The organism is Citrobacter sp. MGH100 (genome assembly GCF_001034465.1).
Taxonomy (GTDB): Bacteria; Pseudomonadota; Gammaproteobacteria; order Enterobacterales; family Enterobacteriaceae; genus Citrobacter; species Citrobacter youngae.
Genome location: NZ_KQ089800.1, coordinates 1,938,567 through 1,955,340, shown reverse-complemented (window position 1 = coordinate 1,955,340; position 16,774 = coordinate 1,938,567). Strand labels below are relative to the sequence as shown.

Genomic DNA, 16,774 nt, shown 5'->3' with positions numbered 1-16,774 from the left:
CGCCCAGGCATGAAAATTAACGCAGTGATGTTTGTTGATAGGCGTAGATATCGCCTTCGGGCACAAACTCCAGTCGGTGGGTAATGCAGGCGGGTGCATCTTCAGCATGGTGGGAAACAAACAGCAGTTGGGTTTCACCTTCACCGATCAGAACATCAACGAAGCGGCGGATCAATTGGCGGTTTAGCGGGTCCAGGCCTTGCAAGGGTTCATCAAGGATCAATAGCGTAGGGTGTTTAACCAGCGCGCGCACAATCAGCGCCAGCCGCTGTTGTCCCCAGGAAAGGCTGTGGAAAGGGGCGTCTGCAGTGCGTTTATCCATTCCCAGAATATCCAGCCACTGTTGTACCAGCTTGTGTTGTCTGTCTGATACGGCCTGATAAATACCGATGGAATCGAAGTAGCCTGAGAGAATGACGTTGCGCACCGTAGTGCTTACCCGGTAATCCAGATGCAGGCTGCTGCTGACGTAACCGATGTGTTTTTTGATATCCCAGATAGTTTCACCGCTACCCCGACGACGGCCAAACAGCGTCAAATCATTACTATAGCCCTGCGGATGATCGCCGGTGATTAAACTGAGCAGCGTTGATTTTCCCGCACCGTTTGGACCGACAATCTGCCAGTGTTCCCCTGGGTTTACCCGCCAGCTCAGATGATGAAGAATCGGGCGATCATTATAGGAAACGACCCCGTCGTTGAGCATAATCCGCGGTTCGTTCTCAGACAATATGCGACGTACGGAAGGCTCATCCGGTTCGGGCAGGGTAATACCATCAAGTCGTTCACTATGGGCAAGTTGGGCGATTAACGCTTGTTGCAGAAGACCCGTTTTTTCACCAGTTTCTGTCAATGTGCAATCGGCCAGCACGCCGGCAAACTGCACGAACTCGGGAATTTCATCGAAGCGGTTTAACACCAGCACTAACGTAAAACCGGCCTGATGTAACGCTGCGAGCAGCTCTGCCAACTGGCAACGTGAAGCCACATCCAGTCCGTCAAACGGTTCATCAAGGATCAGCAAATCGGGTTCAGACATCAGTGCCTGACAGAGCAGAGTTTTCCGCGTTTCGCCGGTGGAAAGGTATTTGAAACGTCTGCTGAGCAGTGAGGTAATACCAAACTGCTGTGCCAGGGCGGCACAGCGAGCAGGATCGCTGACCTCATCCTGAATAATTTCCGCAGTAGTACGCCCGGTATCGTCTTCGCCTGGGCTCAGAAGATCGGTGTTGTTACGCTGCCATTCGTCGCTGACCAGCTTTTGTAGTTGCTCAAAGGAGAGACGGGTTATACGCGTGAACTGGCTGTGGCGTTCGCCTTTTAGTAACGGTAATTCTCCGGCGAGCGCACGCGCCAGTGCGGATTTTCCGCTGCCGTTAGACCCCACAAACGCCCAGCTATCACCCGCGTTTAACGTCAACGAATTCAACTGAAGCGTTTTGGTATCACTCAGACGAAACATGCCTTGCGAAATTTGCAACGATGACATTTTGTATCCCATTTTTTGCAGCGATTAATAACAGGGATACGTGTTCTTCAGGCCGATGTCAATCACTCAGCACAGCGTTGCGATAATCACTCTGTCCGCGTTGAAATAGGCCGTGACATTCGCGCCTTCGTGCAGCGTCGCGGTATTTTCTGTCGGAATGGTCGCACACAGCGTCTGACCATCTGGTAGCGTCATCAATACTTCGCACTGTTCCGCGCCGCGTTCGATATGGCTGATGGTGCCTTGCAATTGGTTATCGGCGGCCTGAGCGATAGCGTCATCCTGGGTAATTCCGACCCACGGCGCTTTCAACAGGATCAAGACTTCCTTGCCTTCATCAAGCCCCAGACGTTCACCGCTCTGCGCGGTAATCGCGACTTTCAGCCGGGTTGCGCCATCAGCCAGCAGGACGTCAACATGCTGCTGAACCTGGTCGTGGTCGCGCGCGGTTATTGTGCCAAACCACTGGTTACGAGCGCTGGTTTGCAGTGAAAAACGAGAGATGGCCGCCAGCAGACTATTAAGTGGAACCGCATCGTCCTCGCTGAGGACATCGAAGGCTTTTTGCTGAATTTGCGCCAGCAGGTCGTACAACTGAATCAGGCGCTGGCCGTAGCGGGTTAACACTGCACCGCCGCCGCCTTTGCCTCCGGTGGCGCGCTCTACCAGCGTCTGCTCACTAAGCTGGTTCATTTCGTTAATCGCGTCCCAGGCGCTTTTATAACTGATACCTGCATCCTTCGCGCCCTGACTGATGGAGCCGGAAAGCGCAATGTGCTTAAGCAGAGAAATGCGGCGGGGATCGGCAAACAGTTTTTGCTGAAGTTTCAGTGTAAGTAGGATTTCGGCCTGCATAACAAGCTCCTGGCAAAAAAGGGTATTGTGACGGAAAACCGCGCCTGAGCAAAGTCGACCGCACAAAAGGGGAGTGCTTTTCTGTGTTATGTGGTTAGAATACAACTAAGGACTATATCTGGAGTTGACCATGTTAGAGTTATTGAAAAGTCTGGTATTCGCCGTAATCATGGTACCTGTGGTAATGGCCATCATTCTGGGACTGATTTACGGACTGGGTGAAGTGTTCAACATTTTTTCCGGTATCGGTCAGAAAGACCAATCCAGACAGAACCATTGATTCCCCGAACGCCCGCTTAGCCGGGCGTTTTTTATTGCTCATTATCCAACTGCGTTAGTTCCTCAAGATCCTGCTTTCCCTGCCGATATTTTCTTTGTGTAACCTCTAATTGGTAGTAATAACCGCTGGGAAAATCCTGATTTACTCGTTATATTTGCGCCTACATAACGAAACTCAAAGGAGTTACAGATGGCACGTACATGGTTACGCTTGTTTGCAGGGGCAACACTTTCTCTTTCTGTTGCCGGACATGCACTGGCGGATGAAGGTAAAATCACAGTGTTTGCAGCGGCGTCGTTAACGAACGCGATGCAGGATATTGCCGCAGAATATAAAAAAGAGAAGAACGTTGATGTCGTTTCTTCTTTTGCTTCTTCTTCCACGCTGGCGCGCCAGATTGAAGCAGGCGCACCGGCCGATCTGTTTATTTCTGCCGATCAGAAGTGGATGGATTACGCGGTAGACAAAAAGTCTATCGATACCGCAACGCGCAAAACGCTGCTCGGTAACAGCCTGGTCGTTGTCGCGCCGAAAGCCAGTGCACAGAAAGACTTCACTATCGACAGCAAAACCAACTGGACCAGTTTGTTGAACGGTGGACGTCTGGCCGTTGGCGATCCGGAGCATGTTCCGGCGGGCATTTATGCCAAAGAGGCGCTGCAAAAACTGGGAGCATGGGATACCCTGGCACCGAAACTGGCTCCGGCTGAAGATGTTCGTGGCGCATTGGCGCTGGTTGAACGCAACGAAGCCCCGCTGGGCATTGTCTATGGTTCTGATGCCGTCGCCAGCAAAGGCGTAAAAGTTGTGGCGACCTTCCCGGAAGACTCACATAAAAAAGTGGAATACCCTATCGCGGTTGTTGATGGCCACTCCAACGCAACGGTCAGCGCGTTCTATGATTACCTGAAAGGACCGCAGGCTTCTGAAATCTTCAAACGTTATGGATTTACGACCAAGTAATGATACTGACCGATCCTGAATGGCAGGCCGTCTTACTGAGCCTGAAAGTTTCTTCCCTGGCCGTGTTGTTTAGCCTGCCGTTTGGGATCTTCTTTGCCTGGCTACTGGTACGCTGTAAGTTCCCGGGCAAAGCGTTGCTCGACAGCGTACTGCACTTGCCGCTGGTACTGCCACCGGTTGTGGTGGGGTACCTGTTGCTAGTGGCTATGGGGCGGCGCGGATTCATTGGCGAATGGCTGTATGACTGGTTTGGCATCACCTTTGCCTTTAGCTGGCGCGGTGCGGTACTGGCCGCGGCGGTGATGTCTTTTCCTCTTATGGTGCGGGCTATTCGTCTGGCGCTGGAAGGTGTTGACGTCAAGCTGGAGCAGGCGGCCCGCACGCTGGGAGCCGGGCGTTGGCGCGTATTCATGACCATTACCTTACCGCTGATGCTGCCCGGTATTATTGTCGGTACGGTGCTGGCGTTCGCGCGTTCACTCGGGGAATTCGGCGCAACCATTACTTTTGTTTCTAATATCCCAGGCGAAACGCGCACCATTCCTTCGGCGATGTACACCCTCATCCAGACGCCTGGTGGCGAAAGCGCGGCGGCAAGGTTATGCATTATTTCTATCGTGCTGGCGCTGATTTCGCTGCTCATTTCTGAGTGGCTGGCGCGAATTAGCCGTGAGCGGACGGGGCGATAATCATGCTGGAACTTAATTTCTCCCAGACGCTGGGAACCCACTGCCTGACGCTCAACGAAACGCTGCCAGCCAGCGGTATTACCGCTATTTTTGGTGTCTCTGGCGCGGGCAAAACGTCGCTGATTAATGCTATCAGTGGTCTGACCCAACCACAGTCCGGGCGCATTGTGCTCAACGGTCGGGTACTGAATGACGTTGAAAACGGTATCTGCCTGACGCCTGAAAAACGCCGGGTGGGCTATGTTTTTCAGGATGCGCGTCTGTTCCCGCATTATAAAGTACGCGGCAATCTGCGTTACGGTATGGCGAAAAGCATGGCCGGACAGTTTGATAAGCTGGTGGCGTTGTTGGGTATTGAGCCTTTGCTCGACCGTCTACCCGGCGGCCTTTCTGGTGGTGAAAAACAACGTGTCGCCATCGGTCGGGCGCTGCTTACTGCACCGGAATTGCTGTTGCTTGATGAGCCGCTCGCCTCGCTGGACATTCCGCGTAAGCGCGAACTGCTGCCTTACCTGCAACGCCTGGCGCGTGAAATTAATATTCCGATGCTGTATGTCAGTCACTCGCTCGATGAAATTTTGCACCTGGCGGACAAAGTGATGGTGCTGGAAAACGGGCAGGTGAAAGCGTTTGGTTCGCTGGAGGACGTCTGGGGCAGCAGCGTGATGCACCCCTGGCTGCCGAAGGAACAGCAAAGCAGCATTCTGAAAGTCAGCGTACTGGAACATCATCCACACTATGCGATGACCGCGCTGGCGCTCGGCGATCAGCATCTGTGGGTCAATAAGCTGGATCAACCACTGCAAACCGCGCTGCGTATTCGTATTCAGGCATCAGATGTTTCACTGGTGCTCCAACCGCCGCAGCAGACCAGTATTCGTAACGTGCTGCGGGCGAAAGTCGCGCAGTGCTATGACGATAACGGTCAGGTGGAAGTACAGCTTGAGGTCGGCGGGAAAACGCTGTGGGCGAGAATTAGCCCATGGGCCAGGGATGAACTGGGTATCAAGCCTGGCCTGTGGCTGTACGCCCAAATTAAGAGCGTGTCGATTACCGCCTGATTACAGCAGGTGCGAGTAGATAAATTTCGCGATGCTGTCGGTGGTGTTGTCACCAATCACGATGTTGGCGCGGGCTTTGACCGCATCATCGGCATTGCCCATCGCTACGCCGGTACCTGCGGCTTTCAGCATACTGATATCGTTGAAGTTATCACCAAAGGCGATCACGTTTTCCATTGATCCGCCCTGGGCTTCAATCCACTGGGCAAGGCGTCGTCCTTTGCTGTTGCCTTTACGGGCCACGTCAACCTGATCATGCCAGGACCACTCACACTCCAGCCCCAGTTGCTGTTCAACATGTTTACCAAACTGCTGCAGCTTTGGAATATCTTCGTCAGTCAGGGCAAATTTCCACACGGCGTTGACGTCATGCGCCGCCTGCGCCAGTGAAGGTACCTGGGTGAAGGTCGGGCGCTGTTCCGGCGGCAGGGTTTGCGCCCAGTTAGCGGTACGCACCACATGCCCGGTTGGGCGCTCATACAGCATGGCTTCATCCACATACATCAGCCCGTGGATCTGATGTTCATTCAGCATATCGATCAGTTGCAACGCCTGGTTAACCGGGAGGGGATCGGATTCCAGCACCTTTTTCGCCTGATAATCATACAAGTAGGTACCGTTGCAGCAAATTGCAGGTGTATCCAGCGCCAGTGCCTGATAAAAAGGATGAATAGCAACGTGATGGCGACCCGTGACAATGATAAGTTGGTAGCCTGCTTCTCTGGCGCGCGCGAGCGCTTCGAGAGAGGAGGGCAGCAAGGTTTTCTTCGGGGTCAACAGGGTACCGTCTAAATCCAGGGCAATCACGCGTGCGGTCATAGGTTTTTCCAGATTAAGGTTGAGAATTTTGTCTGCTGGAATGGTACACCGAGACGGGAGCCGGACAAAATTCTGAGCCTTAATTAAGCATTCACCGTTAAAAGCGTCTACCTTAGGCGTGTGTCAGGCAATTGCAGCCACCTGCCAAAAGCAAAGGAGTTTTCATGAAGCAAACCGTTTATACCGCCAGCCCTGAGAGTCAGCAAATTCACGTCTGGAGCCTGAATCACGAGGGGTCTCTGACGCTGACGCAGGTGGTTGATGTGCCGGGTCAGGTACAGCCGATGGTCGTCAGCCCGGATAAGCGCTACCTCTATGTTGGCGTGCGCCCGGAGTTTCGCGTGCTGGCTTACCGTATTGCGCCTGATGACGGTGCGCTGACTTTCGCGGCAGAGTCTGCGCTGCCGGGGAGCCCGACGCATATTTCTACCGATCATCAGGGGCGTTTTGTGTTTGTTGGCTCTTATAACGCGGGCAGCGTGAGCGTTACCCGTCTGGATGATGGTCTGCCGGTAGAGCTGGTAGACGTGGTTGAAGGTCTGGACGGCTGCCACTCGGCCAACATCTCACCGGATAACCGTACCCTATGGGTTCCGGCGTTGAAACAGGATCGTATCTGCCTGTTTGACGTAAGCGATGATGGTCATCTGGTCGCGCAGGAGCCGGCGGAAGTGACTACCGTTGAAGGCGCAGGCCCGCGCCATATGGCATTCCATCCGAATCAGCAATATGCCTACTGCGTGAATGAGTTGAACAGCTCCGTTGACGTCTGGGAACTGAAAGATCCGTATGGCAAAATTGAGTGTGTGCAGACGCTGGATATGATGCCTGCTGATTTCTCTGATACCCGCTGGGCGGCAGATATCCATATTACGCCAGATGGTCGTCATCTGTATGCCTGTGACCGTACCGCCAGTCTGATTACGGTGTTTAGCGTCTCAGAAGATGGGAGCGTGCTGACGAAAGAAGGCTTCCAGCCGACCGAAACCCAGCCGCGCGGTTTTAATATCGACCACAGTGGGAAATACCTGATCGCCGCCGGGCAAAAATCGCACCATATCGCGGTGTATGAGATTGCAGGCGAACAAGGCCTGTTGACGGAGAAAGGTCGCTACGCGGTAGGGCAAGGTCCGATGTGGGTGGTGATTAACGCGTACTAACAACAGCGACGCCCGTCAGCGGGCGTCGCTATCTGTAAGATTGATTGCGAATACTTTTGCTGTTTCTGCCTGTTTGATCCCCTTCTACAGTCAGCCGTACTCGCGTTTCTGCTGACGGTTTACGTTTCTTCCTTTTTTCTGCATTAAACATCACTGAATTCTTGCGTAATAAAATTTTCCGGAAAATGGAGCGTTTTTTGAAATTTTCCATTCAAAATATATGAGATTCTACAGAGTGAAGAAATAGATCCTGCATATATGCTTGCTGTGATTTATTCAAAGTGGTGATAGTTAAATGGATTATATTCTGGGGGAATAATATGAGTACAATTGATGTATTGAATACCGGAAGCCAATGGAGCACTGTACCTGAAGCACAAAACTCAATTCCGAAACAATTATACAGAAACAAAACGGTAGGCAACTTTAGGGATAACATTAAATCTGTATCTAATTCATCAGACCAAAAACTTTCCAGAGCTGAAACATTTCACACCGTTCAACGTATTTCTGATTGTCGACCTAATAGTGAAACTACGGCCACTGTTAACGTGCCTCTAAAAGCGCAGGTTAGTGTCATGGGAACCCTGACCCTTGTTTCTGGCAGCGGTGATGGCAAGGGAACCCTTAACTTACATGTGCCTGCTAAACATGTTGGTAACCCTCTGGTCCAATATTCATTGGTAGAGAAGGATGGGGGGACTACATTTGCCAGAACGTTAGACAGAAAAGAAAGAATGATACTCATTGCTGATAGTGCCACCGATAGTACAGGAAATAAATTAATCAGTGCTAAAGGAATTCAATATAACGGTAAGAACATTTCATGGGGTAATATAATTGCCTGGCAGGAACCTGAGGCGGAATATAGCACTTTTGACAAATCAAACAATATTGCGAATTTAAAGTTATTTATCCGTGAGAAGAACCAGAATATCATTCTTAACGAAAAAAATGAACTTCCTCTCGGTGTATTATATGGAAAAGAATCGTTACAGACACACTTCCCCACACTTATGGATACATCAAAATCTTTTCAAGAGAATAAAGTCAGTGAATATGTAAAATCTCTTGTTCATGAGTTTGGCAGTGGTGTTCCTGCCAGGGTTATAGGTATAGGAACAGATGCTGATGCTAAGGAGTCTTTTGGAAAAGATAAATTGTATCATTTGCAGAATAATATCAATTTAATGTTCCGTAACTCTAATGGTAGAAATTGGGAATCGCTACAACAAAGTAAACGCCATGCAGATTCTCAGGCTCTAACGCGGTCTATGGCTAAAAAACACTACGCGAAAGGGATAGATGCACTGTGTGCGGACTGGCCTGCAGAATCCATGGAAGGCTGGACAGAAAAAGATAAACTCCGTTGTGCCGTTATTGAGAATTTGGTTAAAGAAGGACGTCTCAAGTTTATATCTAAAGCTGATGCGGCGAAATATCTTCCGACGATTTATAATGGTGAGAAATTCAAGCTGTATATTAATACTGTTTACGCCAATTCTGACTATCGAACAGTTCTGGGTAACATGGTGAACAGTAATGATTTTAGCGGAATACAAGATGTTAAGACGGTCTCTTCGAGAGTGAGAGCGGAAAATATCAAGGGTGCTATTTCCAGTCTGGAGGAACTGGCATCGCTAAACCCTAAAAAAATTAAGAGTGAACTGAAACGAAAGGAAAAGGAGTTACTCAATCATCTGGAGCATAATGGCATCACGGATGATGATGCCAAAACTTTAGAATACGGACAAGAGATTGGTAAACTAGCCAGACAGTTGAATCTGTTAAAAAATAAAGCATATCGTAAAGAAATTATCTCACTTAAAATAGAGTTGAAAAATATCACCGGAGCAGAACCCGGTAGTATGGCGAGTATGGTTGCAGAGTGCCTTAAAAAAAATAATGTAGAGTATGAGTTTTCTCAGAAAGGTATTGATACACTCAGGGAATTGAGAGATAGCAAGATATCTGGGCTTCACGAACTTAAAAACAAATATGAGCGAGAAAGTTCAAGACAGCAAATTGCCTGGCTGGATAACCACATTGAGTCTTTTGCAGTTAAAGATGCTATAAAAGACTTCTCTGTCGTGAGGTCATACTACCATGACTTATCGCCGAAAGATAAAGTTCTTTTTTTACAACAAGAATCTGCTATGGCGTGGGATAAGTATGCCTCGTATTCAAGTAAAGAACATACATCGGGCAACAGGGAGTTAGCCAGAAAATATCATCATCTGGCAATTACCAGAGAAAGTCAGTTGAAGTATTTGCTTTCGTCAATAGAAAAAATGGTCGATATAAAAGGTGCTAATTTTACATTTTCATCTCATGCGCTTAGAGAGATCAACTCGCTTAATGACGATAAATTAGCATCTGTAAACGGAACGGCGTTAAGCCATCATCAGAATAAAGAATCTAAAGAACAATGTCGCGCAACTGAGAAACAAGCAAAAAGGATTAATGAGTTTCTAAAATGGGCTAGTGATTTACCGCAAAATGCAAAAACTAACGTTACAGTAGGGCAACCCAGTCAGCCTGAAGCGAGTGAGCATATTGTTGATACGCAGGCAACTGAAGCCGCAGTGAGTCAATCCAGTGAGTCTGTAGCGGAAGGCTCGGTTATTGATCCGTTGGCACCCGATGCAGTAATAGATCAAACCAGTGAGCAAGTTGAGAAAAATTTTTCTATCGATATGTTGTCAAACGAAGAGGAAATGGGGCCAGCTAGTGAATCTGAACTGGCAACTGAAGCTGCAGTGAGTCAATTCAGTAAGTCTGCAGAAGATAAACCGATTGTTGAGTTACATTCCGGTAATGAAACCCTTGCATCAAATGTATCGACTGTCCCTGTGGGGCCGAATACTCCTGAGTTTAAAATCACCTTTAATAATAAAGTATATACGTTAAAAAATGTAAATACTCTTGAGGAAATGGCCTGGAAAACCTCTGATAGAGCAGAAAAAAAACAGTTGCTTGAAGAAATTAAAGAGCAAAAGTCAATTTTTAAAAAAATGAATATCCCATTTAAAGATGTTGAGTTTACTGAAAACGGTATGTATGTTACTAAGTTGGAAATGCAAAACAATGGGGGTGATAAAGAATTACGTGTACAAGTTAAATATTTTTATGACTCCAATGGTAAGCTCGATGAACTTGCAACAGAATATAAACCAATATCTGGCAGTGGGGACCTTAACATTCCGGGGGTGAATGGTAAGATTTATACTATCCCAGGTTGTAGTTATAAGAAATATGATAGAGGGTTAGCTGCTTCTCATTTTTATGAGCATTTTAAGCAAGTAGAGGAGGCAAAAACAACCCATTCTTCACATGAAGGTTTTATCGAGCATATTGATGCATTAATAAATGAAAACAGATTTGATTATATCAGAAGCATGACGCTATCGGAATTGGATGATTTTCGCGAGCAAGTTGGACGTATATCTCAGCAAAAGCTGATAGATAGTACTACTAGCAAAATCGAAAGCTATTTTAAACCGCAAATAGCGGAAAATGAAAATAATCCAGGTCAGGAGAATATTACCAGTATCAATTCTGGTAATAGAATTCCCATTATCAATAGTGAGACTAAAGGTCTTGATCCGAGATTAATGACCATTGTCAATGAGTTTCCGGGTGTTTTTGAAGAATATAAAAATAATGGCAATAACTTTTCAAGCAAAGTTATTTCTGAGTTTTGCAAAAGTAATGAGAATGAAGTTAGAAATATTCTTGCAAAAAATTATATTGAGTTGAAGAGTGAAGGCGGGATTTTTCTTCGTTTTATGGCAGATCTTTTATTTGTTGCATCCAGGGTAGACTCAGGTGCTCCTTATCTATTGAAGGATGAATCAACCGTACAAATAAAATCGCTATTATCTCCCGACGTTGAAGGTTTCCGTTCAAAGGGGCTAACATCTATAAAATTTAAAAATGGAGTTGATTTACCATTAAATGAATTATTTGTTAAAAAAAGATATAGTGCAGAAGTTACTATTGATGTGGGAAATAAATTTAATTACCCAGTTATTAATGAAACGACAAGTTTTAAAGATAAATTTATGTGGCAAGAGAAAGTAAAAACCAATGTTAACAATTCAAGAATATTACTTGATGTTGTTGTTCCTGCTGGTCGTATTGCGCAGGAAGTTATTAAAAATAATGATATTAGTGAGGTGAATATTGAATCAAAATTTTATAAATATGATGATTCAATACTTGAAGAAATGGAGGTGAATGAAAATCAATTTGTTGAAATAATTAATAATTTTAGATTGAAGAACAGCGGTTTGTTAGAAGTTTATCAAGATGACAAATATAACTGTGATAATCCTGACGATGACTCCTATTTTGACTTTAAAATGATTGAAACTAACTCTTATTTCGAAAATAAATTTAATCAATATTTTGGAGAAAAGTACTCGGACTCATTACCGGGTAGCGCTTCCGCATCTGGTGATAACGCGCTAAGTGACTTTCTGTCGGATGTGGAGAAACCCAGAGATGATATTGATGATATGATTGATGCTCTTGTACAGGATGATAATGCTTCACTACCTCAAACGGGTGCGGATAAACCCACAGCGGCAGTTTCTGTAAAATCAGTGTTGTCACCGGTAAGTGAGAATATTTCTCAGGAGTTGCCGCAGCGAACCCTGGAGCCGTCTCAATCATTGCAAGAAAATAATGTAATTAGCAAAACGATGAGTGGCCGGGAAATCCGCCGTCTACAGGAGTCCTCCCGTTCGCTTGTCAGCAACAGCAATGAAACTTATATTCAAAAAAATGAAAAAGTAGTAGAAAATAGCCAGAATATCGACAAAATTAAACGCCAGGAGCCCTCCCTGGATGACCTGGATGACCTGGATGACCGGGATACTATGTCCACGCTTAAGGCGTTCATACGTAATACTGTGCAACATTCATCAGCGGATGTGAAAGCTGAAATTGAGATTTCTGCACTTATTGAATTTGTAAAATCTGTATGTAAAAAAGAAATAGACCTCATTGAAGTCCCAGAAAGTTACTCGGAGAAAGAACGAGAAAAAATGTTTGACGATATTAAAAAAGTAAGTAATAAAGGCCATAAGAAGATTTCCATACTGGATTACGGCGATGGCTCATTCCAGCTAGTGGCCAAGAAGTATAAAAAAGCTAAAAAAGAAAGTATTTTTGAGGCAGTGAGTCGAGCATTACCTGAAGAAAAAAATATAACGCTCCCTCCGCTGAAACATCGGTCTTATGCGCGCTTCGCAGTGACAAGAACTCGTGATATAGGTCTCCCGGAACATATTCCACTGGATGAGTTCCTGAACAGGAATTGCGATTTTAATACAGTTCTCAATATGAGAACTCCAACACTAAAAAATGGTGGGAAAAATGATATAAAGATTCAAGAAATAAAAAGAATGAAGGATATTTTTTCAATTATAAAATCTGGAGATGTCATGAGTGTAATAAAACCTCTCAAGGAGGATGGTGATTATTATCTAGATAATAGGCCATCTGAATGGCCGAGTGAACCTAAAACTGTCAAAATTTCTAATCCTGAAGTTGCGTTAACTGATAAAGCTGTCGCTCCACAGCCTGCAGATAGCAAGACTTCAGAACGCGGACTCAGCAGAAAAGAACTCAACCGCCTTTACAGCAACCGGGCAGTGTTGGTGCAATAAGTAGATAGGCATGTTCAGGGATGGCGGTAAGCCATCCCTTTTCGCTGTTACTGCTTCGGTTCTGCGACCACTTTGCTACCGATACCGCGGTTGTTGTATTCCCACATGCGGTTGAAATTGGTGTCGTTCAGGTTGCGCTGAATTTCACCTTTGTCATCTTCCGCACCAGTGTTCCCGGCAAACGGGCGTTTTGCGATAACGCTGTCAGCCCATGGTTTTGCCATGTTAAAGCCTTCGTTAATCACGCTGTCACGGATAACGACCTGACCGTTAGTGTTCGAATCGACATCCAGCGAGCGACCCAACTGCGCTACGCCATCGCCTGCTGCAGTAAAGCGGCTATTAGTGGCGAGGAAACCGTAGTAGATGTTGGACAGGGTGGCCGGTGCAAACACGTACGCTTCCTGCTGGGTGCGGGAGTTTACTACGCGGAAATCGGTGTTATCGAATACCACCGCGCCGCGACCAGAAACAATATCCACATCGCCTTCAATGTAGCTGTTGGTTACCAGCGTACGCGGTTGACGATCGCTTTCCAGACGGTTTTGTACGCCGCTGTTGGTCACGAAAAACGTATTCTGGCGACCCAGAATGTTAACCTTGTTGATCTGCACTTTATCGCCATCGGTACGCAGTGCAACGGCCGGGTGGTTACCCGCATCAACGCTGTCACCGAGGTTATTTTCGATGGTCAGGTTCTGCAATTGCAGGCCGTTATTCTGTGACCAGACGACAGCAGAACACATCACGCCGATGTTGGTGCCGCGCTTGTTCTGGCAATTATCATACATATACCACGCAGGTTTACCCGGCATATATTTACCGCCTGGGTTCACCGTATGACGCCAGTCCGCGGTGCTCATTTCGCCATCAATAGCCTGGCCAATTTTCACATCCAGCGGTTTTTCGCCCATACCGTACAGCGTCAGGCTTCCCGTTGCTGCCGGGATGTAGACCGTGCCCTGATACTCACCTGGCATAATCGCGATGTACTGACGTTTGTTCGTACGTTTGATGATTGCCGCATCCACCGCAGCCTGAATGCTGGTATGGGTTACGCCCTGAGTGCCTGCCGGGCCAACGACGAAGTCAGGTTGTGCAGGCAGAGAAATTGAAGAAGGGCTCCACGGCGCAGTGTTTGGCGTCAGCGCGGAAAAATAGTGCGCAGCAACGAAATTTTTCGCTTCATTGGCCGACAGAATCGGGCGCATAGACGTTCCTGGCGCGGTCTGATCGGAAGGAATTTGATCGGGCGGTGTAGAGCTACAGGCAGTCAGCGTCACGCCAAAAGCCATAGCCAGCGCCAGACGGGAAACTGATGAAATGTTCACAGGTTGCTCCGGGCTTTGAAAGTTATCCATTGAAGCCTGCTTTTTTATACTAAGTTGAGCGAAACGGGAAGGTGAAAAGGTAAAAAGTTGTTTTTTATAGCAGCAATCTCGGGTGTAGAGAGTCCTTATATCACAATTAGATAACAATTTTGGTCCTTCAGGTTGACAACATCCACAGGATGCAAAATAAATGTCTATACAACCTATGACAAGTGGTGAGTCGAATGCAGCAATTTTTCCCTGATGATGCTATCTGGCGTAATGTCCGCCTGGCGACCATGGATCCTGAACGTGATACCCCGTATGGGCTGGTGGATGGTCATGCGCTGATCGTCCGCCAGGGCAAGATTCGCGATATCGTCCCGGAATCATCGTTATATCTCACACATGACAATACTTTTGATATGCAGGGCCGGCTGATTACGCCGGGTCTGATTGACTGCCATACGCACCTGGTGTTTGGCGGCAGTCGTGCAGGTGAATGGGAACAGCGGCTAAACGGCGTTTCATACCAACAGATCAGCGCCCAGGGGGGCGGGATCAATGCCACAGTGTCGGCGACGCGCAGCGCCTCCGATGAGCAGCTCTTACAGCTGGCGCAGGGGCGAATGGAACGGTTGATCAAAGAAGGCGTTACGTTGCTGGAAATCAAATCGGGCTACGGCCTGGATTTGACGACAGAAGAGAAAATTTTACGCGTCGTGGCTGCGCTGGCGGCAGAAAATACCGTCGAAATAAGCCCAACGCTGTTAGCTGCACATGCCACACCGGCGCAGTATCGCGATGATCCCGATAGCTACATTACGCTGGTTTGCGAGACTATTTTGCCGCAGTTGTGGGAACAGGGTTTATTTGAAACCGTTGACCTGTTCTGTGAAACCGTGGGCTTTACGCTGGCGCAGAGCGAACGCGTCTTTCAGGCCGCGCAGGCGTTGGGTATCCCGGTTAAAGGTCATGTCGAACAACTGTCATTACTGGGCGGGGCGCAGTTGGTAAGCCGCTATCACGGCTTATCCGCCGATCACATTGAATATCTGGATGAAGCGGGCGTGGCGGCGATGAGCCAAAGCGGTACGGTCGGTGTGCTATTGCCCGGCGCTTTTTATTTCCTCAAAGAGAAACAGCGTCCGCCAGTCGAGTTATTACGTCAGTATCAGGTTCCGATGGCGGTGGCGACCGACTACAACCCCGGCACCAGCCCGTTTATTAGCCTGCACTGGGCGATGAATATGGCCTGTGTACAGTTTGGCTTAACGCCGGAAGAGGCATGGGCGGGGGTAACCCGTCATGCTGCCCGCGCGCTGGGGCGTCATGCCACTCACGGTCAACTGAAAGCTGGGTTTGTGGCCGACTTTGTGGTGTGGGATGCCGAACTCCCGGTCGAAATTCTCTATGAACCTGGTCGCAACCCAATCTATCAACGTGTATTTAAAGGGCAACCATCATGACCAACTGGCAACCCGCTTCTCCTGCGCTGTGGCAGGGACGTGATGACCGGGCCGAATCGCCGAATGCGCTGCGCCTGTTTCAGACTATCACCCAGAGCCCGACGTTTAGCCCAGAAATGTATCGCGAGCAGATAGCGTTGCTCGGGTTTGCCTGCGACGAAGGCGTTAAACGTAATCAGGGACGCACGGGAGCCGCCGGAGCGCCGGACGCGCTGCGTAAAGCACTGGCCAATTTAGCCAGTCACGCGGGTCATCAACGGTTGGTCGATTTGGGAAACATTGTGGCCCAGGCTCCCGACCTTGAAGGTGCTCAGCAGGCGCTGCGTACAGCGGTGCAGCGTTGCCTGCAGGCGGAGATGCGCACCTTCGTGTTGGGCGGGGGACATGAAACGGCATTTGCGCATGGTGCAGGGGTGTTGGATGCCTTCCCGCAGGCAAAAGTGGGGATTGTTAACCTCGATGCGCACCTGGACCTACGCTACGCCGAACAACCCACTTCCGGTACGCCGTTTCGTCAACTGGCGCACCTCTGTGAGCAACAGCAGCGTGAATTTCATTACGCCTGCGTTGGCGTCAGTCGGGCAGCGAATACCCAGGCGCTGTGGGATGAAGCGCAACGGCTGGGGGTTACCGTGGTCGAAGATCTGCATTGTGATACGGCGCAGGCGCAGCTGGCGCAATTTGTTGCAAACATGGATGTCATCTATCTGACAATCGACCTCGACGTGCTGCCGGTGTGGGAAATGCCCGCCGTATCCGCGCCTGCCGCGTTGGGTGTCCCGCTGGCGACGTTGTTGGGGCTGATTGAACCTCTTTGTCGCAGCGGTAAACTCCAGGCGGTAGATATGGTTGAGTTTAACCCGCGTTTTGATGATGATGGCAGGGCTGCGCGGGTTGCGGCGCGATTAGGCTGGCAAATCGCCCACTGGTGGCACTGACATACCTGATGGCGTAGCGCTTATCAGGTTCGGGTAATGCCTGTAAACTGTACCCACTCACATTTT

Annotated in this window: 12 protein-coding genes; 8 read left to right on the top strand and 4 right to left on the bottom strand. The window is 48.5% G+C overall.

All coding sequences use genetic code 11. The features are described 5' to 3' along the window. Positions 1–16: 16 nt before the first annotated feature. Entirely contained in the window at positions 17–1,489 is a 1,473-nt protein-coding gene (gene modF / locus SK32_RS09195; protein ID WP_048212230.1) for a molybdate ABC transporter ATP-binding protein ModF, read from the bottom strand. A 66-nt stretch (positions 1,490–1,555) separates the two neighbouring features. Next, on the bottom strand, positions 1,556–2,344 hold the full coding sequence (gene modE, locus SK32_RS09190) for a molybdenum-dependent transcriptional regulator (RefSeq protein ID WP_048212229.1): 789 nt from the start codon (positions 2,342–2,344) through the stop codon (positions 1,556–1,558). Between the two features lie 130 nt (positions 2,345–2,474). On the opposite strand from modE, the gene SK32_RS24580 reads away from it, so the two are divergent. From SK32_RS24580 to modC, 4 genes are all read left to right on the top strand, one after another. Continuing rightward, entirely contained in the window at positions 2,475–2,624 is a 150-nt protein-coding gene (locus SK32_RS24580; RefSeq protein ID WP_003023026.1) for an AcrZ family multidrug efflux pump-associated protein, read from the top strand. A gap of 189 nt (positions 2,625–2,813) precedes the next feature. Then, on the top strand, positions 2,814–3,587 hold the full coding sequence (gene modA, locus SK32_RS09180) for a molybdate ABC transporter substrate-binding protein (RefSeq protein ID WP_048212228.1): 774 nt from the start codon (positions 2,814–2,816) through the stop codon (positions 3,585–3,587). Further along, entirely contained in the window at positions 3,587–4,276 is a 690-nt protein-coding gene (modB, locus tag SK32_RS09175) for a molybdate ABC transporter permease subunit (protein WP_005125418.1), read from the top strand. Before modA ends, modB begins: the two co-directional genes overlap by 1 nt. Before the next feature lie 2 nt (positions 4,277–4,278). After that, positions 4,279–5,337: a molybdenum ABC transporter ATP-binding protein ModC gene (gene modC / locus SK32_RS09170; RefSeq protein ID WP_040232493.1), complete on the top strand. Its 1,059-nt coding sequence runs from the start codon at positions 4,279–4,281 to the stop codon at positions 5,335–5,337. Here modC and SK32_RS09165 read toward each other — a convergent pair whose 3' ends face one another. Then, the gene (locus tag SK32_RS09165; protein ID WP_048212227.1) at positions 5,338–6,156 is read right to left on the bottom strand and encodes a pyridoxal phosphatase; all 819 of its coding nucleotides are present in this window, start codon (positions 6,154–6,156) and stop codon (positions 5,338–5,340) included. A 164-nt stretch (positions 6,157–6,320) separates the two neighbouring features. Here SK32_RS09165 and pgl point away from each other — a divergent pair, with 164 nt between their 5' ends. Together pgl and SK32_RS09155 are read left to right on the top strand one after the other, a co-directional pair. Continuing rightward, positions 6,321–7,316, top strand: coding sequence for a 6-phosphogluconolactonase (pgl, locus tag SK32_RS09160; RefSeq protein WP_048212226.1), 996 nt, complete (start codon positions 6,321–6,323; stop codon positions 7,314–7,316). Between the two features lie 320 nt (positions 7,317–7,636). Further along, positions 7,637–12,991 carry a hypothetical protein gene (locus tag SK32_RS09155; protein WP_231591568.1) on the top strand — a complete coding sequence of 1,785 codons (5,355 nt, stop codon included), beginning with the start codon at positions 7,637–7,639 and terminating at the stop codon, positions 12,989–12,991. A 47-nt stretch (positions 12,992–13,038) separates the two neighbouring features. Here SK32_RS09155 and SK32_RS09150 read toward each other — a convergent pair whose 3' ends face one another. Further along, on the bottom strand, positions 13,039–14,322 hold the full coding sequence (locus SK32_RS09150) for a putative acyl-CoA thioester hydrolase (protein ID WP_048212610.1): 1,284 nt from the start codon (positions 14,320–14,322) through the stop codon (positions 13,039–13,041). Positions 14,323–14,546: 224 nt separating this feature from the next. On the opposite strand from SK32_RS09150, the gene hutI reads away from it, so the two are divergent. Together hutI and hutG are read left to right on the top strand one after the other, a co-directional pair. Beyond that, positions 14,547–15,770, top strand: coding sequence for an imidazolonepropionase (gene hutI, locus SK32_RS09145; RefSeq protein ID WP_048212225.1), 1,224 nt, complete (start codon positions 14,547–14,549; stop codon positions 15,768–15,770). Beyond that, positions 15,767–16,708, top strand: a complete 942-nt coding sequence (gene hutG / locus SK32_RS09140) for a formimidoylglutamase (protein ID WP_048212224.1) — start codon at positions 15,767–15,769, stop codon at positions 16,706–16,708. The genes hutI and hutG overlap by 4 nt, the downstream gene beginning before the upstream one ends. Positions 16,709–16,774: the final 66 nt, after the last annotated feature.